The organism is Hypericibacter adhaerens, from assembly GCF_008728835.1.
Classification (GTDB): domain Bacteria; phylum Pseudomonadota; class Alphaproteobacteria; order Dongiales; family Dongiaceae; genus Hypericibacter; species Hypericibacter adhaerens.
The window spans coordinates 2,865,464-2,884,090 of record NZ_CP042582.1 but is presented as its reverse complement, the minus strand read 5'-3'; the positions used below and the strand labels follow the sequence as shown (position 1 = coordinate 2,884,090).

The 18,627-nt window shown below is 66.2% G+C and carries 6 protein-coding genes; 2 read left to right on the top strand and 4 right to left on the bottom strand.

Going from position 1 to position 18,627, the window contains the following annotated elements:
- Positions 1-9 precede the first annotated feature (9 nt).
- From qhpR to FRZ61_RS12505, 4 genes are all read right to left on the bottom strand, one after another.
- A complete protein-coding gene (gene qhpR / locus FRZ61_RS12520) occupies positions 10-1,089 on the bottom strand; it encodes an AraC-like transcriptional regulator QhpR (protein ID WP_191909429.1) in 1,080 nt (359 codons plus the stop codon).
- 187 nt (positions 1,090-1,276) lie between these two features.
- Entirely contained in the window at positions 1,277-7,726 is a 6,450-nt protein-coding gene (locus FRZ61_RS12515; RefSeq protein WP_151118039.1) for a Calx-beta domain-containing protein, read from the bottom strand.
- 354 nt (positions 7,727-8,080) lie between these two features.
- Positions 8,081-12,157, bottom strand: a complete 4,077-nt coding sequence (locus tag FRZ61_RS12510; protein WP_151118038.1) for a Calx-beta domain-containing protein — start codon at positions 12,155-12,157, stop codon at positions 8,081-8,083.
- Between the two features lie 394 nt (positions 12,158-12,551).
- Entirely contained in the window at positions 12,552-15,155 is a 2,604-nt protein-coding gene (locus FRZ61_RS12505) for a CHASE2 domain-containing protein (RefSeq protein ID WP_191909428.1), read from the bottom strand.
- 206 nt (positions 15,156-15,361) lie between these two features.
- Here FRZ61_RS12505 and FRZ61_RS12500 point away from each other — a divergent pair, with 206 nt between their 5' ends.
- Positions 15,362-17,128, top strand: a complete 1,767-nt coding sequence (locus tag FRZ61_RS12500) for an adenylate/guanylate cyclase domain-containing protein (RefSeq protein WP_151118036.1) — start codon at positions 15,362-15,364, stop codon at positions 17,126-17,128.
- Positions 17,129-17,176: 48 nt separating this feature from the next.
- On the top strand, positions 17,177-18,553 hold the full coding sequence (locus FRZ61_RS12495) for an FAD-binding oxidoreductase (RefSeq protein ID WP_151118035.1): 1,377 nt from the start codon (positions 17,177-17,179) through the stop codon (positions 18,551-18,553).
- Positions 18,554-18,627: the final 74 nt, after the last annotated feature.

Below are 18,627 nucleotides of genomic sequence, written 5' to 3'. Positions count from 1 at the left end.
AGCCAGGCTTCAGTTTTGTGGCGGATCCGAGCGGTCGAGGCGGCGGGCCAGCAGGCATTGCCGCCGGTAGCGGGCCGGCGCCATGCCCGTCCATTGCCGGAAGGCGCGGCTGAAGGCGCTGAGCTCCGAATAGCCCAGGAGGAAGGCGATCTCGGTCAGGGGGATATGGGGCTCGGCCACATAGCGCAGGCCCAGGTCGCGGCGCGACCCGCGCACCATGTCGTTGAAATTGACATCGAGATCGTGCAGGCGGCGGTGGAGCGTCCAGCTCGTCATGCCGATCTCGGACGCCACCTTCTTGATGCTCGGATTGCCGTGCTGCAGCTGGAGCTCGATCTTCTGGCGCACCAGCGCCACCAGGTCGTCGGGCCGGGCGCGCCGGCAGCGCCCGCTCATGAAGGGCTCGAGCAGGGAGAAGAGCGAGGAATCCGGTTCCGGCATGATGGCGTCGAGTTCTGAACGCCGGAACACGACCGAGTTGAAGGGCTGCGAGAAATAGACCGGCGTGTCGTAGAGCGCCTCATGCTCGCGGGCGTCGGGCGGCTTGGGATGCTCGAAATGGATCTCGAGCGGGCGCCAGTTCCGTCCCAGCGCATGCCAGAAGATGTTGCAGAACATGCCGATCGAGAGCTCCGCATCCTGCCGGCGCCGGCCGATGCGGCCGTCCTCGATGCGGTAATCGAGATAGACCAGGCCGCGCTCCTCGCGCAGCGTCATGGTGGTGTTCTGCTGATGGGCCGGGAAATAGTCGCAGAAATTGCGCAGCGCGGCGGCGAGGGTCGGCGAGTTGACCGCCATATAGCCGATGGCGCCCAGCTGCTTGGGCTTGAAGCCGTAGCCGAAGCGCAGGCCGAAATTGTCGTAGCGTGTCTGGCGGGCCGCCTCCTCGAAGAGCTGGCAATATTGCGCCAGGCTCAGCTCGTTGAAGGGGCTGTCGAGGCAATGGGCGTCGACATGCACGCTCTCGAACACGCGGCCCGGGTCGCCGCCGAGGGCCGCGATCATGTCGACGATGCCCGTGGCGGCCGATGCCAGGATCTGCGGCCCGCCGGCAGCAGGCGCCATTCCATCCGGCAGCACAACACCCATGGTTCCTCCCGCTCGCCCGGCGGCGATGTCTGCGGCCATCGCAGGGCAGCGGGAAATTAAAGACCAGGGGGTCGGGGCGCCACAAGGCCGCCCCGGCCGTCGGGGAGAAAAGATCGATCCTCAGCCTGTGGAAAACCCCGGGACCCGCCCCGCTCGTCCGCGCGGGCCCCGAGGGTTCGCGCGGCGGTCAGGTCGTCAATTGACCGTTGGCGATGAGGGTGGTGAGGACCTGGGTCTCGTCCTGGGTGCCGCCCCAGGAAGCCTGCGACACGCCCTGCAGCACGACATGGAGCTGGGCGTCGAAGCCGGAGCCGGCCGGGCCCGCCGATCCGTTGTAGTCCACCGACAGGATCGTGTTGCCGCCGCTGAAGGAGACGTCGAAATAGGACGACAAGTTGGCGGCGGTGGCGCCCGAACCGGTATGGGGCGCGCCGGAGAGCAGGTCGCTGAAATCGAGCACGTCCCCGCTGCCGATGGTGAAGCCCTGGACGGTGTCCCAATCGTCGTTCGCGTTCGGGGTGAAGCCCTGCGACAGGCCGTGGCCGCCGGTGAGATCGACATGATCGCCGGTGACGGTCAGCTGGTACTGGCCGCTGCCGCTGCTGTTGTTGCTGTTGCCGCCGGCGCTGTTGTTGCTGCGGGCCTCGGTCTCGGTCAGCGTGCTGTCGCCGATCGCGAGGATGTATTTCCCGGGTGCCAGCTGGCCCTGCACGATGAAGGAATCGTTCCCGTTCGTGCTGCCGTCGCTGGCGATGCCATAGCGGCCGCTATCGTCGTTGTTCGAGCTGACGAGCGGGTCGGACCCGTTGCTGCTGAGGAGCCCGTTCCCGTTCGCATCCCGGAACAGGTAGGCCTGGGTGTCGAGATTGCCGGTGAGGCTCTTCAGGTCGATGGTGATGTCCTGGGACTCGGTGCCCGTCACCTCGAAGGTGAAATAGTGGATGTTGTGCGGGTCGCTGAGCGTGGTCGTCACCACGAACTGGCCCGGCGCCTGGCTGAGCGTCGTGCCGGCATCGGCGTGGAGCCCGCTGGTGCCCTCGGCGCCGCGATGCCCCGCGTTCCACTGGAAGTAGTCGGGTTCGTCGCTCGAACCCACCAGGATGTCGCTGCCCATGCCGCCGATGAGCGTATCGGCCGATCCATCGCCCACGCCGGCGGTGGCATCCGCCACGATCCGGTCGTTGCCGGTGCCGCCATCGAGCAGGTCGGCGCCTTCGCCGCCGACCACCGTATCGTCGCCGCCCTGGGCGAAGACCGTATCGTCGCCGTCACCGCCGTCGATCCGGTCGGCATTGCCGCGCGGATCGTTGTCGAGATAGAGGCTGTCGAGATGGCCGCGGATATAGTCCATCACCTCCTGGTCGCTGGGCGCGTGGCCGACCTCGGATTGGATCTGGTCGAGGAGGGCGTCATAGCCTTCGCCCGACACCGTCGAGCTGCCCAGCCCGTCGGTGTTGATGACGTCGCCGAAGATGACGTCGTGACCGGCGCCGCCGCTGAGGCTGTCGCCGCCGACGGCGTCCACGGCCAGGTGGGGCGAGCCCGCAATCACGAAGTCGAGCTGGCTCGCACTGGTGACGGTTTCGGCACCGTCCGTGTTGTCGATGCGCTGCAGATCGCTGAGGCTCGTGCTGTTGAGCTGGCCGAGGCCGATCGCGTGGGCCTCGACGCCGAGCGCCGTCCAGACGCCGCGCCAGTAATCGAGCCCGTTGCTGCCCGACGGCGCATCGTAGCTGCGGAAGGTGTCCGTCTGCTCGGTCGGCTGGCCGTCGGAAATGAAGAACAGCGAGTTGTTGCCGTCATAGCCGGAAAGCGGCGCGTAGTTGGCGGAAGAGGAGAGCCCGCTGTCGGCCAGGAACTGGTTGCGCGCCGCCGTGAGGGCATCCTGGAAGTCGGTGTTACCGGAGGCGTTGATGGCGTTGACCGCGGCCACAAGAGTGGCGAACTGCCAGACGCCGGGACTGACCTGGACCAGATCGCCCAGATCGTCGGCCGTGACCGTGATCGGCGTGCCGGCGGACCCGTTGAAGGGAATGACCGTGAACTTGACCGTGACGTCCTGGCCGGCGGCCAGGGCATCATGCGCGTAGGCGGCGTATTTCTGCGCCAGATCCAGGACGATATTGCGCGCGAGCTGGATATTGTTGCCCACGCTGACGGACCGGTCGAAGACCGCGATCGCGTTCTGGTCCTCGTAGAGGAGCCCTTGCGTCGCGCCGCCGCTGTCGCCGATCAGCACATCCTGCCCGCGGCCGCCCTGGAGGATCAGGTCGGAAGCGGGCTCGGTGCTGCTGACCGTGTCCGTCCCCGGGCCGTCATTGGCGCTGTTCGTGCCGACCAGGAGGCGGTCGGCGTCGTCGTCGTCGATGATGCTGGTGGTGACGCTGCCCGTTCCGGTCTGACCCTGGGACGGCGAGATGCTCACCGAGTAGTCCTCGGTGTCTTCCACGGCCGTGTCCTGGATCGTGTGGACGGTGAAGCTTTGGAAGCTGTCGCCGCCGCCGGTGAAGGTCAGGACGGTGTGCTGGCCGTCGTAATCTTCGCCTTCGTCGGCCGATCCCGGGTTGGTGTTGACGGTGACGAACGCCGTCTGGCCTGGCGCCAGGCTGGCGCCGTCATAGCTCACCGTATAGGTCGCGTCCGAGCCTTCGCCGACCGTGCTGTCGCCGCTCAGGCTCCAGACCGGACCGGTGGTCTCGTCGATGATCTCGGTCGTCGCCGTGCCCGTGCCGGTGTCGCCCAGAGAAGGAACGATCCCGATCGAGAAGTCCTCGTTCCCCTCGATCGTCGTGTCGGAGAGAGTCTGGACCGCGAGCGTCTGGAAGGTCTCGCCGCCGCCGGTGAAGGTCAAGACGGTGTGCTGGCCGTCATAGTCGTCGTTCTCGTCGGCCGAGCCCGGATTGGTGTCGACCGTGACTAAAGCCGTCTGGCCCGGCGCCAGGCTGGCGCCGCTGTAGCTGACGGTGTAGGTCGCGTCCGAACCCTCGTTGACCGTGCTGTCGCCGTCGATGCTCCAGACCGGCCCGCTGGTGTCGTCGATGATCTCGGTGCTGACGCTCCCGGTGCCGGTATCGCCCGTCGAGGGCGAGATCGCGACCGAGAAGTCCTCCGTCCCCTCGATGACCGTGTCGGCGTCGGCATGCACCGCCACCGTCTGGAAGCTGTCGCCGCCGCCGGTGAAGGTCAGTACGGTATGCTGGCCGCCATAGTCGTCGTCCTCGTCGGCCGAGCCCGGATCGGTGTCGACCGTGACGAAGACCGTCTGGCCCGGCGCCAGGCTGGCGCCGCCATAGCTCACCGTATAGGTCGCGTCCGAGCCCTCGGTGACCGTGCTGTCGCCGCTGATGCTCCAGACCGGGCCGCTGGTATCGTCGATGATCCCCGTGGTGACGCTCCCGGTGCCGGTATCGCCGGTCGAGGGCGAGATCGCGACCGAGAAATCCTCCGTTCCCTCGATGACCGTGTCGGCATCGGCATGGACGGAGACCGTCTGGAAAGTCTCGCCGCCGCCGGTGAAGGTCAGGACGGTATGCTGGCCGTCATAGTCGTCGTCCTCGTCGGCCGAGCCCGGATTGGTGTCGACCGTGACGAAAGCCGTCTGGCCCGGCGCCAGGCTGGCGCCGCTGTAGCTGACGGTGTAGACCGCATCCGAGCCCTCGGTGACCGTGCTGTCGCCGCTGACGCTCCAGACCGGACCGCTGGTCTGATCGACGATCTCGGTCGTGGCCGTGCCGGTGCCAATGTCGCCCAGCGAGGGGGTGATGGAGACCGAGTAATCCTCGGTGCCTTCGACCAGCGTGTCCGTCGCGGCCTGGACGGACACGGTCTGGAAGGTCTCGCCGCCGCCGGTGAAGGTCAGGACGGTGTGCTGGCCGTCATAGTCGTCGTCTTCGTCGGCCGAGCCCGGGTTGGTGTCGACCGTCACGAGGACCGTCTGGCCCGGTGCCAGGCTGGCATCGCTGTAGCTCACCGTGTAGGTGGCTTCCGAGCCTTCGGCCACGGTGCTGTCGCCGCTGATGCTCCAGACCGGGCCGCTGGTCTCGTCGATGACCTCGGTGGTGACGCTGCCGCTCTCGACCGAGCCGCCGCCGACCCCGGTGATCGCGACGGAGTAATCCTCCGTCCCCTCGATGACCGTATCGGCATTGACCGAGATCGCGATCGTCTGGCTGGTGGGATCGCCGCCGGAGAAGGTGAGCACGGTCGTGAGACCGGCAAAATCGTCGCCCTCGACCGCACTGCCCGAGCCTGAAGCGATCGTCACTGTCGCAGCGGCGCCGGGCGCGATCGGCCCTCCCGTATAGGAGATGGTATAGACCGCATCCTGGCCTTCCTCGACGGCGCTGCTGCCGCTGAGGCTCCAGGCGATCGGCTGCGAGGGATCGTCGATGACCGTCGTGGTGGTCGCCTCGCCGGTGTTGCCCGTGTCGCTCGCGAGGCGCACCGTGAAGTTCTCGGGATCCTCGACGGTGCTGTCGGCGAGGAGGGGCACCGTGATGGTCTGGAAAGTCTCCCCGCCGCCGGTGAAGGTCAGCACCTGGTCGACGCCGCCGAAGTCCTGGTCCTGCGTGGCCGAGCCGGACTGGGAAGAAACCGTCACGGTGACGGTGACGCCGTCGGCCAGGGTGGCGCCGCTATAGGACACCGTGTAGGTCGCAACCGACCCTTCGAGGCCGGCCGAATTGCCGGTGACGTTCCAGACCAACGGCTCCGCATTGTCGACCAGCACGGTGTTGTCGGTCGGCGTGTCGATCGTGCCGGCATTGGGGTTGGCGATCGAGACCGAGAAGTTCTCGGTGCCTTCGATGACCGTGTCGTCGATGGTGGTGACGGCGATGGACTGGCTGGTTTCGCCGCCGCCGGTGAAGGTGAGGGTGGTCGTGCCGCCCACCAGGTCGCTGCCGACGATCGCGCTGCCGCTGCCGGGCGCGACGTCGATCGTCAGCACCTGACCGGGCGCCAGCGTCTCGCCGCTGTAGGACACGAAATAGACCGCCGTGCCGCCCTCGGTGACGGTGGAGGCACCGCTGATCGACCAGACCGGCTCGAGCAGATTGGTGATGTCGATCTCGACATCGATCGGCGTGCCGGCATTGGTGCCGTCGGTCGCCGCGACCTGCAGCGTGATGCTGTGGATGCCACTCTCATAGTCGAGCAGCGGCGAGGCCGCGCCCGCTTCCGTCAGCGTGATGACGCCGGTGGCAGGGTCGATATGGAACAGGCCGTCGGGATCGCTCGAGGGAACGATGCTGTATTGGGTGGGGCCGCCGGTCGTGTCGGCATCAGTCGACGTGACCGTGCCGACCACCGTGCCGGCCGCGCTGTTCTCCGCCAGATCGATAGGACCCAGCGGGTCGATCACCGGCGCGTTGTCGTTGACATCGTCGAGCTGGATGTCGAACGGCACGTTGACCGATTGCCCGAAATTGTTCTGGGCATGGATGATCAGATGGAAGCCGTGCGTCGTCTCATAGTCGAGCAGCGCGGGGTTGTTGACGGTGATGACGCCGGTGTTGGGGTCGATCGTGAAGGCCGGCTCGGGTTCCGCGAACAGGGCGAAGCTGCGGGCGGAGAAGAGCTGCAGGGTCTGTTGTCCCTCCTGGTCCACCAGGCTGTAGGTATAGGTCGCGTTGGGGGGGCCGCCGACGATGGCGGCCACGAATCCCGCGACTGTTCCGGACGGCGAGTTCTCCGGCAGCTCACCGCCGCCCAACGCCAGGCCGAGGAGGGGCGTGCCGCCCTCGAGCTGCTTGTCGTCGGGATTGTGTCCATTGTTGAGGAAGTTGTTGTAGCCGAGCCTGGTGCCTTCCAGGACGCTGGGGGGCAGGGTCAGGTCGAACAGATTGAACAGGAAGGCTCCGAAGCCGGCGGGCGTCCAGAAATGCCCTTGATTGGGAACCCAATGACCGTTGGGGCCGGCCGCCGTTTCGAACTCGAGCTCGGTCCGCTTCTCCTCGTTCTGCAGCAGGAGATCGGGCAGCTGCTCCAGCGCTTCGCCGAACAGTTGCTGGATCTCTTCCTTCGTGAGGACGGCGGGGCTCGAGGGCGGTGTGTTGAAATCGATCAGCTTGGTGGATTCGAACTGCTCGTCGAGGACCACCTCGCCCTTGGCGTTATAGACGACGACCTTGCCGACATGGCCGTTCTCGTCCCGGAAGAGGGCGAAGACCCAGCCATCGGGGCCTTCCAGATGCTGGCCGCCGACGCTGGTGCCGCGCACGCCGATGCTGCCGGCGGGCGTGGCGACGGTCATGCCTTCGCCCGGCGCGCCGGCGATGCCGCCGGTCACGAACACGAAGGCGCCTTGAACGACGTTGAGCGCGAGCGCGTTGTCGCTGCCCGAGGGATCGTAGATCAGCTTGTCGATCTTCATCTCGGCGCCGCCGCCGAGCGAGAACTGCGTGCCATCGACGAAGGTGATCGCGACGTCGACGCCCTGCGGGGTCTGGATCACGTCGTCGGCGTGAATCTGCCCGCCGACCGCGAGATCCTCGCTGGTCCCGTCGGCATGCGTGACATGCACAGGTCCGGTGGCGGAGCTGATCTGACCGATCGGCTCACCCTGCGCCTGGGCCAATTGCGTCGTACCCGGCGCTTCCGCGGAACCCTGGGCGGTTCCCGAATCGGCGTTCGCCATGGGAGCGGCCTCCTTAGACCGCGGGCAGGCGATAAAATCACGTGCCTCGGTGACGCCTTGCTGGCGCCTTCGCGAGGCTATCGGCGCGTCTGGTGCGCCGCTCGCTAATCACTGTCACTACAAACGGAAGCGGAGCTCTTCAGAATGGCTCCATGATCGTCAGCTTGCCGCAGCCAACTCGCCCCGCCGCGGCCGGTCTTGCCGTCTGCTTCCGCACGCCACTATATCGGTCCCTTTTCGGTTCCGATATTGAAACCCGCCATTCCACCCCGGAGCGCGTACCAGCCGGGTGTGAGGGACTGCAATTTAACCTAATTTCATCGCATAGCCGCCGCGCAGCGGCCAGAACATTGGTTAAGCCCCGATCGCCTCCGATGTCACTTCGATGTCGGTATCCACATAGACGTTGGTGACCCGTCCGTAGGTGTCGGCGTTGGTCTGATAAATGTCGAAGGACTGGCCTTTGCCGTCGTCGTAATGCCCGACCGGCTGGAGTCCGGGAACATCTCCGTTCCCGTCGTCCCAGCCATTGCCGAAATCCAGCAGATTCAGCTTGTCGCCCTTGCTGCCGACGATGAAGAGATTGGCGGCTGCGTCGGACTCGCTGTCTTGCGAACGCGGCATCCGGTCGGCGGTGCCGGCATCGAGCTCGAGCGCCGTGCCGCGCTTCGAATCCGCGTCGGCATCCTCGGTGATGAGGATCATGTCGACATTGGCCATGTAGGCATTGCCGAGATCGACCGTGTCGCTCGTCTCGATCGGCTCGCCGGCCTTGTCGCTCTGATAGAGCTGGAGGGCCCCGTCATCGACCCGGACGATGTTGAAACCGCTGCCGCCGTCGATGAAGGCATCGTTGTTGAAGACGATGATGTCGTCGCCACCGCCGCCCATCAGCACGTCCGTGCCGTTGAAGCCGACATGGCCGCCATTGATGATCTCAGGGTCGCTCGATCCCTGTATCGTGTCGTTGCCGTCGGCGCCGAACAGATAATCGTCCGTGTTCTTGTTGCCGAAGATCGAATCGTTCGAGCCGTTGAAATCCCGAGACGGACGCATCGGCAGCAGCGCGTCGCCGGTTTCCGGATCGAGGATGCCGCTGATCCCGACCGGATGGCCGGGCATGGAATCGTTCTCGCCGAGATTGTCGTAGCCGAGAGTGACGCCGTCGGACGGTCCCATGGCGACGCCCTCGAGCGTGACCCCCGTCACGTCGAGGCTGCTGCCCTCGGTGATCGAGGGCATCTCGATCGCGGCGCGGTAGGTCCGCGTGTCGTCGACCACGAAGCCGGCATCCGCATCGATCGTGGTGAACGCGGCCTCGCTGCCCACGACGATCAGGCGCGAATAGGCATGCAGCGGATCGCCCTCGGCGACCGGGTTCTCGTCGACGAAGGTCAGGACGACCGGCCGTTCCGAATGATTGGTCAGGGTCCCGATCACGCCATCGAGACGTCCGTCGTCGGGCGCGACGTCATTGTCCGTGATGGTGGTCCCGGCCTGACCGTTGCTGATATTGCCGTGGTCGGTGCCGGTGATCGACACGGTGTAGGTTTCGTCGCTCTCGACATCGTTGTCGCCGATCGTCGAGACCTGGACGGTCTGGCTGTGCGTGTCGCCGCCGGTGAAGGTCAGGATGGTATGCTGGCCGAGGAAATCCTCGCCCTCGGTGGCCGTCCCCGACGCGGTGTCGATCGTCACGGTCGCGGTCTCGCCGTCGCCCAGCGTGCCGCCGCTGTAGGTGACCGTGTAGACCGTGGCGTCGCCCTCCGTCACCGTGCTGGCGCCGAAGATGCTCCATTCCAGCGGCACATCGTTGTTGGCGATCGTGGTGTCGACCTGACCGTTGACGATGTTGCCATGGTCCGTGCCGGTGATCGACACGGAATAGGTCTCGTCGTCCTCGACCGTGTTGTCGTCGGTCGTGGCGACCTCGATCGTCTGCGACTGGCTCTGCCCGCCGGTGAAGGTCAGGACGGTGTGCGCTCCGGTGAAATCCTCGTCTTCGGTGGCCGTGCCCGAGGCGGTATCGATCGTGACCGTGGCGACTTCGCCTTCCGCCAGCGTGCCGCCGCCGTAGGAGACGGTGTAGATCGCGTTGCCGCCCTCCGTCACGGTGCTGACGCCGTCGATGCTCCACTCCAGCGGGGGCGGAGGGTCGAGTATCTCGGTGGTGACGCCGCTGCCGGTCGTGCCGATATCGCTGATGAGGTCGATCGAATAGTCCTCTGAGCTCTCGATCAGCGTGTCGCTCAGGGTCTGGACGGCGACGGTCTGCATGGTCTCGCCGCCACCGGTGAAGGTCAGCACCTGGTCGACGCCGATATAGTCCTTGTCCGAGCCTTCCTCGGCGCCGCCGTCGTGGGTCTGGACCGTCACGGTCGCGATCTGGCCGGGGGCCAGCGTGGCGCCGCTATAGGAGACGGTGTAGATCGCCTCCTGGCCTTCCTCGACAGTGCTGGTGCCTTCGATCTGCCAGCCGAGGATCGTATCGGCGCCATCGCCGATCGTTGTGTTGACCTCGTCGTTGGCGGTGTTGCCATGGCTCGGATTGCCGATGGCGACCGAATAGTCCTCGTTGCCCTCGATGACCGTGTCGCTGACGGTCGAGACCGCGACCGTCATGCTCGTCGTCCCCCCGCCCGTGAAGGTCAGGGTGGTGGTGACGCCGTCGAAATCGGAGCCGTCGGCGCTGCCGGGATGGGTCTCCACGTCGATCGTCATCGTCTCGCCGGGCGCCAGCGTCTCGCCGCTGTAGGAGACGGTGTAGACGGCGGTCCCGCCCTCGGAGACGAAGGTCGAGCCGCTGATCGACCAGACGGCCTCGTTCACGTCGGTGATGTCGATCTCGACATCGATCGGGTCGGAGGTGTTGGTGCCGTCGGACGCGACGACCTTGAGGGTGATGCTGTGGGACTGGTCGCTTTCATAGTCGAGCAGGCCGGACGCGGCGCCCGCTTCTGTGAGCGTGATCTCGCCCGTCGCCGGATCGATCGCGAAATAATGGTTCGGATCGCTCTCCTCGAGAATGCTGTAGACGGTGGCCTCGCCGGTGGTGTCCACGTCGTGCGAGGTCACCTGGCCGACGACGGTGCCGGCGGCGCTGTTCTCGGCGAGATCCAGCGGGCCCAGCGGCTCGATCACCGGGGCGTTGTCGTTGACGTCGTCGAGATGGACCTGGAAGGGCACGTCGACCGACTGGCCGTTCTGGTTGGTCGCACGGACCGTGAGGAAGAACTCCGGCGTCGTCTCGAAATCCATCAGCTCGGCGTTATGGACCGTGATGACGCCGGTGTTCGGATCGATCTCGAAAGCGGGCGAGGGCTCCGCCGCGAACAGCATGATGCGGAAGGTCGAGGCGCCGCCTTCGTCCACCAGGCTGAAGGTATAGGTCGCGTTGGACGGGCCGCCGAGGATCGCGGCGACGAAGCCGGCCACGGTGCCGACAGGGGAATTCTCGGCGATATGGCCGCCGCCCAGCGCCATGCCGAACGGGCCGTTGTCCTGGAACTGCTTGTCGTCGGGGTCCTGCGGGCCGCCGGGCTCGTTATAGAGCAACTTGGTACCGCCGAGCGGGCCGTTGTCGCCCAGCGCCGTTGCCGGGATGACGCCGCCCAGGCCGCCGAACACGAAGTTGGCGAGACCGAAGGTGTAGAAATGCGAGCCGTGATTGGGGCCGCCCGAATTGTTGCCGCCGGCGGCCGTGTTGAAGTTGTCGAGCTCGCCGCGCTGCTCGAACTCGTTCTGCAGCCGCAGGTCGGGCAGGAAGTCCAGCGCGGGGCCGAACAGCTCCTCGATCTGCTCCTTGGTCAGGATGACCGGGACGGTCGGCGGCGTGCTGAAATCGATCAGCTTGGTCGATTCGAACTGCTCGTCGAGGATGACCTCGCCGGCGCTGTTGAAGACGACGACCTTGCCGACATGGCCGTTCTCGTCCTTGAACAGGGCGAGGGTCCAGCCCTCGGGGCCGTCGCTGTAGTGGCCGCCGACGCTGGTGCCGCGCACGCCGATGTTGCCAGCGGGCGTCGAAACTTCCATGCCTTCGCCGGGCGCGCCGGCGATGGTGCCTGTCACGAAGACGAAGGCGCCCTGCACGACCGAGACGGCCAGCGAGTTGTCGCTGCCGGCGGGGTCATAGATCAGCTTGTCGATCTGCATCTCGGCATTGCCGCCGAGCGTGAACTTGGTGCCGTCGACGAAGACGATCTCAACCCCGCCGTCGGCCGGTGTGTGGATCACGTCATCGGCATAGATCTGGCCGCCGACGCCCAGATCCTCGCTGCTGCCGTCTGCATGCGTGACATGCACGGGCTGCGGTGCCGCCGAGATCTGGCCGATTGGTGTTCCTGACACAGCGGCCAGCTGGGTCGCACCGGGTTCGCTATGGCTTTGATCGGCGCCGCTGGGTGCGGCGCCTTGTGACGCGTTGTCCATGATGACGGCCCCCCAAAGACCGCTTTCGTCATGTTGCTCGACGACCAAGAGGGCCAGTCCCGGCGGTACCCTACCTGGCACCCCGCAAGCCAACAGGTCGATATTCCTGAATCGAAATCTGGGGGCATCCTAGTGGCCGTTCAATCCTGCCGCAAACGATTCCGAAACGGAATTTGGTTAATCAGATGAAGCAGTTGTCGCAGTTGCAACGCGCCGGAAACGGTTGAAACAAAGCGTCGCGGGATTGACAAAATCCCGCCCCAATCGAGGGGAAATGGGAGAGACAGAGTTGCCGATTAACCGTTCGTGCCGCGGGGGGCGGGGTCGGTCGAAAGGGAGGCATTGGCCCTGGGGATCATGAACCCAGGCGCCGGTCCGGATTACCGAGCGCCCATCATTTGCTGTGCGCCACATAGACCCCGTTCCAGTCCGGGCCGGGGGGATCGTCCTCGAAAATGGTGATGCGGCGGGCATAGAGGTCGTAAAGCTCGCCCAGCCCGTCCCAGAGGGGCCGGCAGGCCTTGATCAGTTCGCGCGCCTCGGCCCAGCGCTGAGCCCGGTAGGCCGCGAGGAATCGCCCATGGGTTTCCGTGAGTTGACGGAAGGCTTCGGCCTGGGCGACCGCCTCGGTGCCGAGCAGGGCGAAGATCCGCACGGCCTCGGTCTTGCCCTTGACCGCGATCAGGTCGAGCTCGAGGCAGGCGAAGCCGGGGGCCGCGGCCCGCGTGGTCTCGCTGACGATGACATCGACACCGTAGGTCCGGGTCTGGGCCTCGAGCCGCGAGGCCAGGTTCACCGGGTCGCCCATGACGGAGTAGTTGAACAGGTATTTCGAGCCCAGATTGCCCACCAGGCAGAGACCGGTATTGAGCCCGATGCCCATTTCCAGCCGGATGGCCCGGCTGCCGATGGCGGAGGGTTTCCAGGCCGCGACACGGGCATTCACCGCGTCGACGTCGGTGCTGCCGAGCCGATGTTGTGCGGCATCGCGGTCGGCGGTGACGGCGTCGAGCTGGCGTTGCGCCAAGCTCAGCCAGAAGAGCGCCTCCCTGTCGTCCTTCGGCACGCCGTTGCCACGCACATAACGCAGACCCAGATTGCGCTGTGCCCGGGCATCGCCCTGGTCGGCGGCGGCTCGCAGCCAGCGCAGGGCGGTCTCGACGCTCTGCGTCACGCCGGCACCGTCTCGGTAGGCCTTGGCAAGCTGGTACTGGGCTTGAGCGATACCGTTTTGTGCGTCGCTTTCGAGCTGCTCGATCTGCGATTGCGGCGCGCCGCTGGCGGTCGTGCCGGCCCCCTTCACAGGTTGGGCCTCGGCTGCGAGCTCGTTGTTGAGCTGCGCCAGCCCATCCACCATGGCCAGGGCGCCGGCACAGGCGCGTGCCGCGTGGTCGGGGATGTTCATGGGCGCGTTCCAGAACGCCATCATGGCGTCGCCGATATACTTATCGAGCGTGCCTTCGCGCTCGCGGACTTCGCGGCTCATGGCGGTCAGGAACCGGTTGATGAGATGCGTCAGGCCCTCCGGATCGCCCTTGAAGCGTTCCGACAGCGTCGTGAAGCCGGCGATATCGACGAACATCACGGTCATATCGCGCTGCTCGCCGCCGAGCTTCGGCGGGTTCGGATCGCGCGCCAGGCGCTCGACCACGGCAGGCGAGAGATATTGCGCGAAGTTCCGCCGGGTCGCCTTGCGCTGCCGCTCCTCGGCGATCTGCCCGAAATAGACAAGAACGAGATAGAGGATCGCGGTTGCAGCGGTCGGGTACGTGGCGTCGAGAAGATAGCCTTCAGTCTTGAACAAATACCAGGAACTGAGTGGCATAAATACAGCGACGGCGATCGGTAGCAGAATTGTCCATCTGGCGCCCAAGCCGGGAACGAGAATGATCAGCAAGGCGCCCACGACAAAGACGACCGACGATTCGACTCTGGGGGACCAGCCGGTGCGCGTCAGGAACGCTCCTTCGAGAACAGTCTCCAGCATTTGTGCATGGATCTCGGTTCCCGGCATCGATCTGTCGACCGGCGTTATCCGGATGTCCCGCAGCCCCGCCGCAGACGTGCCGACAAGAACGATGCGGCCGGCGATCCGCTTCGGATCGAACTGATCGTTCAGTATGTCCGTCGCGCTGATGTAGCGATTGGGTGATGTTGGCCCAAATCGAATCCAAATCTGCCCGGATGAGTCTGTCGCTACGTCTCTGCCCGCGATGACAACGGATTTGATGCCGCCGACCAGAGGATTCATCTTGACGGCCATGGCGCGTCCGCCGGTCGCTATTCGCAAGGTTTCCAGACCGAGCGAGGGGTGAATATCGCCAGCAATGCGAAAGACCGCGGGTACGCGCCGAATGATGCCATCGGCATCGGGCGCCAAGCCAAAGTTGCCGCGCCCCGAGGCCGCCGCCGTTAAAATCGGAAGATTGCCGACCAGGCCGGAAAAGGCGGGCATATAGGGAAGAGGATCGCCGCCGATACGGGCTACGGCGCTGGCCGGCTTGGTTCTCTCGCCTCCCGTTTCGACGGCCACTTCGCCCAGGACAACACGTGATCGCTTCAGCACGGCCGCGAATTCAGTATCGTGATCGGGCAGGGAAAACAGCCCGCTGGCAAGATCAGGGGCGGCAGACATCAACTCGTCGGCAACGGCGGACGGAGACGTTCGATCCGGTTCGGCAAAGACCATATCGAAGCCGATCACGGCGGCACCCGCATTCATCAGTTTCTGCACGAGCTCTCCCAGGCGGTTTCTGGGCCAGGGCCATTGGCCCTGCTCTCGCAGGCTCCGTTCATCGATATCGACGATCAGGACCGGAAAGTTCGTCTCGACGCGGGGCGACAGGCGCTGCAGGACGTCGAAGGATCTCAGCTTCAATGCTTCGATCAGGGGAAGATTGGAATGCTGCAGCACCAACAGGGCGAGCAGCAGAATTGCGCCCGGAATCCGGCCACGGCCAGCGACGAAACGGCGGATTCGAGCGATCAAGTTTTGCATTCGAAGCGGGCCCCCACGGGCGCGCAATATGGCCGAGCGGGCGGGAATTGTCGATTGCGGGGCTTGGGGAATAAGGTCTTGAAGCCTAAGAAAAAGGCGGGGGTTGATCCATGGACGCGGCTTTAGGAACATTCCCTTGCCAGCCCCTGCGGTTCCCCGCATAGAAGGGGCCGGTCTGAACCCGCCGAATCGGCTTGCCCTGGCCCATGCAGCGCCGCCTTGCCGCCATCGTTGCCGCCGACATCGTCGGCTATAGCCGTCTGGCCCAGCTCGACGAGGCCGGCGCGCTGGATGCCTTGCGCCAGAACCAGACCGAGATCATCGAACCCAAGGTCAAGGCCCATGAGGGCCGGATCGTCAAGTTCATGGGCGACGGGCTGCTCGCCGAGTTCGGCAGCGTCGTCAACGCCATGCGCTTCGCCTGCGAGATGCTGGAGGCGACGGTCAAGGCGGCGAGCGAGCTGCCGCCCGACCGCCGGCTGCGCTACCGGATCGGCGTCAACATGGGCGACGTGATCGTCGAGGGCGACGACCTCTTCGGCGACGGCGTCAACATCGCCGCGCGGCTGGAGGCCCTGGCCGAGCCCGACAGCATCCTGCTCACGGGCCTCGTCCATGAGCAGGTCAAGAACAAGCTCGAGCTGCGCTTCGACTCCCTCGGGCGCCGGACGCTCAAGAACATCGCCGAGCCCGTCTCGGTCTACCGCGTGGCGCTGGGGGAGGGGACGCGGGCGCTCGAGCCGGTCTCGCTCGACCTGCCGCAGCGCCCCTCGATCGCCGTGCTGCCCTTCGAAAGCCCCGGCGACGACGAGGAGCAGCGCTATTTCAGCGACGGCATCACCGAGGACATCATCACCGAGCTGTCGCGCTTCCGGGCGCTCTTCGTGATCGCCCGGACCTCCTCCTTCGCCTATCGCGACGGCGGGATGGACGTGACGGCGATCGGCCGCGAGCTCGGCGTGCGCTATGTGCTGATGGGCAGCGTGCGCCGCACCCAGCACAAGCTGCGGATCACGGCGCAGCTCTACGAGGCCGAGAGCGGCCGCAGCATCTGGGCCATCAAGCAGGACCGCGACCCGTCCCAGCTCTTCGCCATGGATGACGAGATCGTGCAGGCGATCGTAACCGCACTGCCCGGCCGCATCGAGGCGGACTGGCTGGCGCGCGGCAAGCGCAAGCGCACCGACAACATGGTCGCCTACGACTACATGCTGCGGGCCTGGGACAATCTCTACCGCAACGGCGGCACCGAGCATCGCCAGATCGCCGAGCTGCTCCATTGCGCGCTCGAGCTCGACCCGGGCTACGCCCAGGCCCATGCGCTGCTCGCCTTCGTGACGGTGCTGGGCTGGTACCGCAACGAGGTTCCCGACGCGCTGGACAAGGCCTATGAGCTGGCGAGCCAGGGGGTGGCGCTCGACGCGGAGGATGGCTGGTGCCATTTCTCGCTGGGCTTCGTCTGCCTCTACCGGCGCAACTACGAGGAGGCGGAGCTCCACTACCAGCGCGCCATCGAGCTCAATCCGAACGATGCCGAGCTCCTGTCGCAGTTCGGCTCCTTCCTGGCCTATATCGACCGGACCGAGGAAGGCATCGAGTGGATCCGGCGCGCCATGCGCCTCAATCCCTACCGGCAGGCCTGGCACTGGCACGATATGGGGTTCAATTTCCTGGTGGCCCGCCGCTACGAGGAGGCGGTCCAGGCCTTCCACCGGGTGTCGCCGCCGATGCCCTTCGACAATTGCTACCTCGCCATCGCCCATGCCCATCTGGGCCAGCCGGAGAAGGCGCGGGAGCATGCCGAGGCCATGATCGCGAGCCGGCCCGACAGCTCGGTCCAGACCTGGCTGCCGAAGGAGCCGTTCCGCGATCCGGCGACGCTGGAGCATTTCCTGGAGGGCATGCGCAAGGCAGGCTTTCCGGAACGCCCGGCGACGAAGCCGGCGCTCGCCGTCATCAACGGTGGGCGCTGAGCCCGGCTCGCGCTAACCTGACGAGACCCACCCTTCCGAGGAGAGGTCATGGCATCCGTGCTCGATGAGCTGCGCCAGGCGTTGGGCGATGATGGGGTGTCGAGCGAGCCGGCGATCCTCGATCGCCATTCCCGCGACGCCACGGGCATCGCTCCCCATCGGCCGCTCGCGGTCTTGCGGCCGCGCAGCACGGCCGAGGTGTCGGCCGCCTTGCGCATCTGCAACCGCCATCGCCAGCCGGTCCAGCCGCAGGGCGGCCTGACCGGGCTTGCGGGCGGCGCCACCCCCCGGGGCGGGGAGGTGGTGCTGTCGCTGGAGCGCATGCGTGGCATCGAGGAGCTGGATCCGGCCGCCGCGACCATGACAGTCCTGGCCGGCACGCCGCTGGAGACGCTGCAGGCCGCCGCGAGCCAGGCGGGATTTCTCCTCGGGCTCGATCTGGGCGCGCGCGGCTCCTGCCAGATCGGCGGCAATCTCTCGACCAATGCCGGCGGCATGAAGGTGATCCGCTACGGGATGGCGCGCGAGCAGGTGCTGGGGCTCGAGGCCGTTCTGGCCGACGGCACGGTGGTGAACGCGCTCAACAAGATGCTCAAGAACAACGCCGGCTACGACGTGAAGCATCTCTTCATTGGCTCGGAGGGAACGCTCGGCATCGTCACGCGCGCGGTCCTGCGCCTCCATCCCAAGCCGCATAGCAGCCTGACGGCGCTGGTTGCGACCGCCAGCTACGACCAGGTGGTGCGGCTCCTGCGCGCCATCCAAGCCGAGCTCGGCGGCCTCAGCGCCTTCGAGGCCATGTGGCAGGATTACTATCGCTTCGTCACCGGGTCCGACCCGGCGCGGGTGCCGCCCTTGCCTGCGACCTCGCCCTTCTATGTGGCGCTCGAGTTCGCCGGCAACGATGCCGAGGGCGACCCGGCGCGCTTCGAGGCCTTTCTCGGCCGGGCCCTGGAGCAGGGGCTCGTCACCGATGCGGTGATCGCGCAGTCCGAGCGCGAGGCGCGCGCGATCTGGGAGATCCGCGAAGGAGTGGGGGCATGGAACGCCCGGCCGCACGGGCTTCATCTCGATGTCAGCCTGCCGATCGCCAGCATCGGTGCGTTCGCGGAGCGCGTCCGCACGCGCCTGCAGGCCCGCTGGCCGGGCTCGCTCAACACCTTCTTCGGCCATATCGGCGACAGCAACCTCCATGTCAGCCTCGACATGGGCACCGGCGACGAAGATGTCCGCCATGCCGCCGAGATGGCGGTCTATGAGGTGGTGCGCGACATGGGCGGCTCGGTCTCGGCCGAGCATGGCATCGGCACGCTGAAGCGCGACTATCTGGGCTTCAGCCGCAGCGAGGCGGTGGTGGGGCTGATGCGGACCGTGAAGGCCGCGCTCGATCCCAACGGCATCCTCAATCCGGGGAAGGTGCTGTAGCTCTCCTTCCTTATCCCCTCCGCCCCCTTGCTCTCCTTTGTCATTGCCGGGCTTGACCCACGGCTGTCCGGTTG

What these genes read in the sequence shown, in the direction of transcription:
- FRZ61_RS12500 (WP_151118036.1), top strand. Translation starts at nt 15,362, where the DNA reads ATGCAGCGCCGCCTTGCCGCCATCGTTGCCGCCGACATCGTCGGCTAT.
- FRZ61_RS12510 (WP_151118038.1), bottom strand. Translation starts at nt 12,157, where the DNA reads ATGGACAACGCGTCACAAGGCGCCGCACCCAGCGGCGCCGATCAAAGC.
- qhpR (WP_191909429.1), bottom strand. Translation starts at nt 1,089, where the DNA reads ATGGGTGTTGTGCTGCCGGATGGAATGGCGCCTGCTGCCGGCGGGCCG.
- FRZ61_RS12515 (WP_151118039.1), bottom strand. Translation starts at nt 7,726, where the DNA reads ATGGCGAACGCCGATTCGGGAACCGCCCAGGGTTCCGCGGAAGCGCCG.
- FRZ61_RS12505 (WP_191909428.1), bottom strand. Translation starts at nt 15,155, where the DNA reads ATGCAAAACTTGATCGCTCGAATCCGCCGTTTCGTCGCTGGCCGTGGC.
- FRZ61_RS12495 (WP_151118035.1), top strand. Translation starts at nt 17,177, where the DNA reads ATGGCATCCGTGCTCGATGAGCTGCGCCAGGCGTTGGGCGATGATGGG.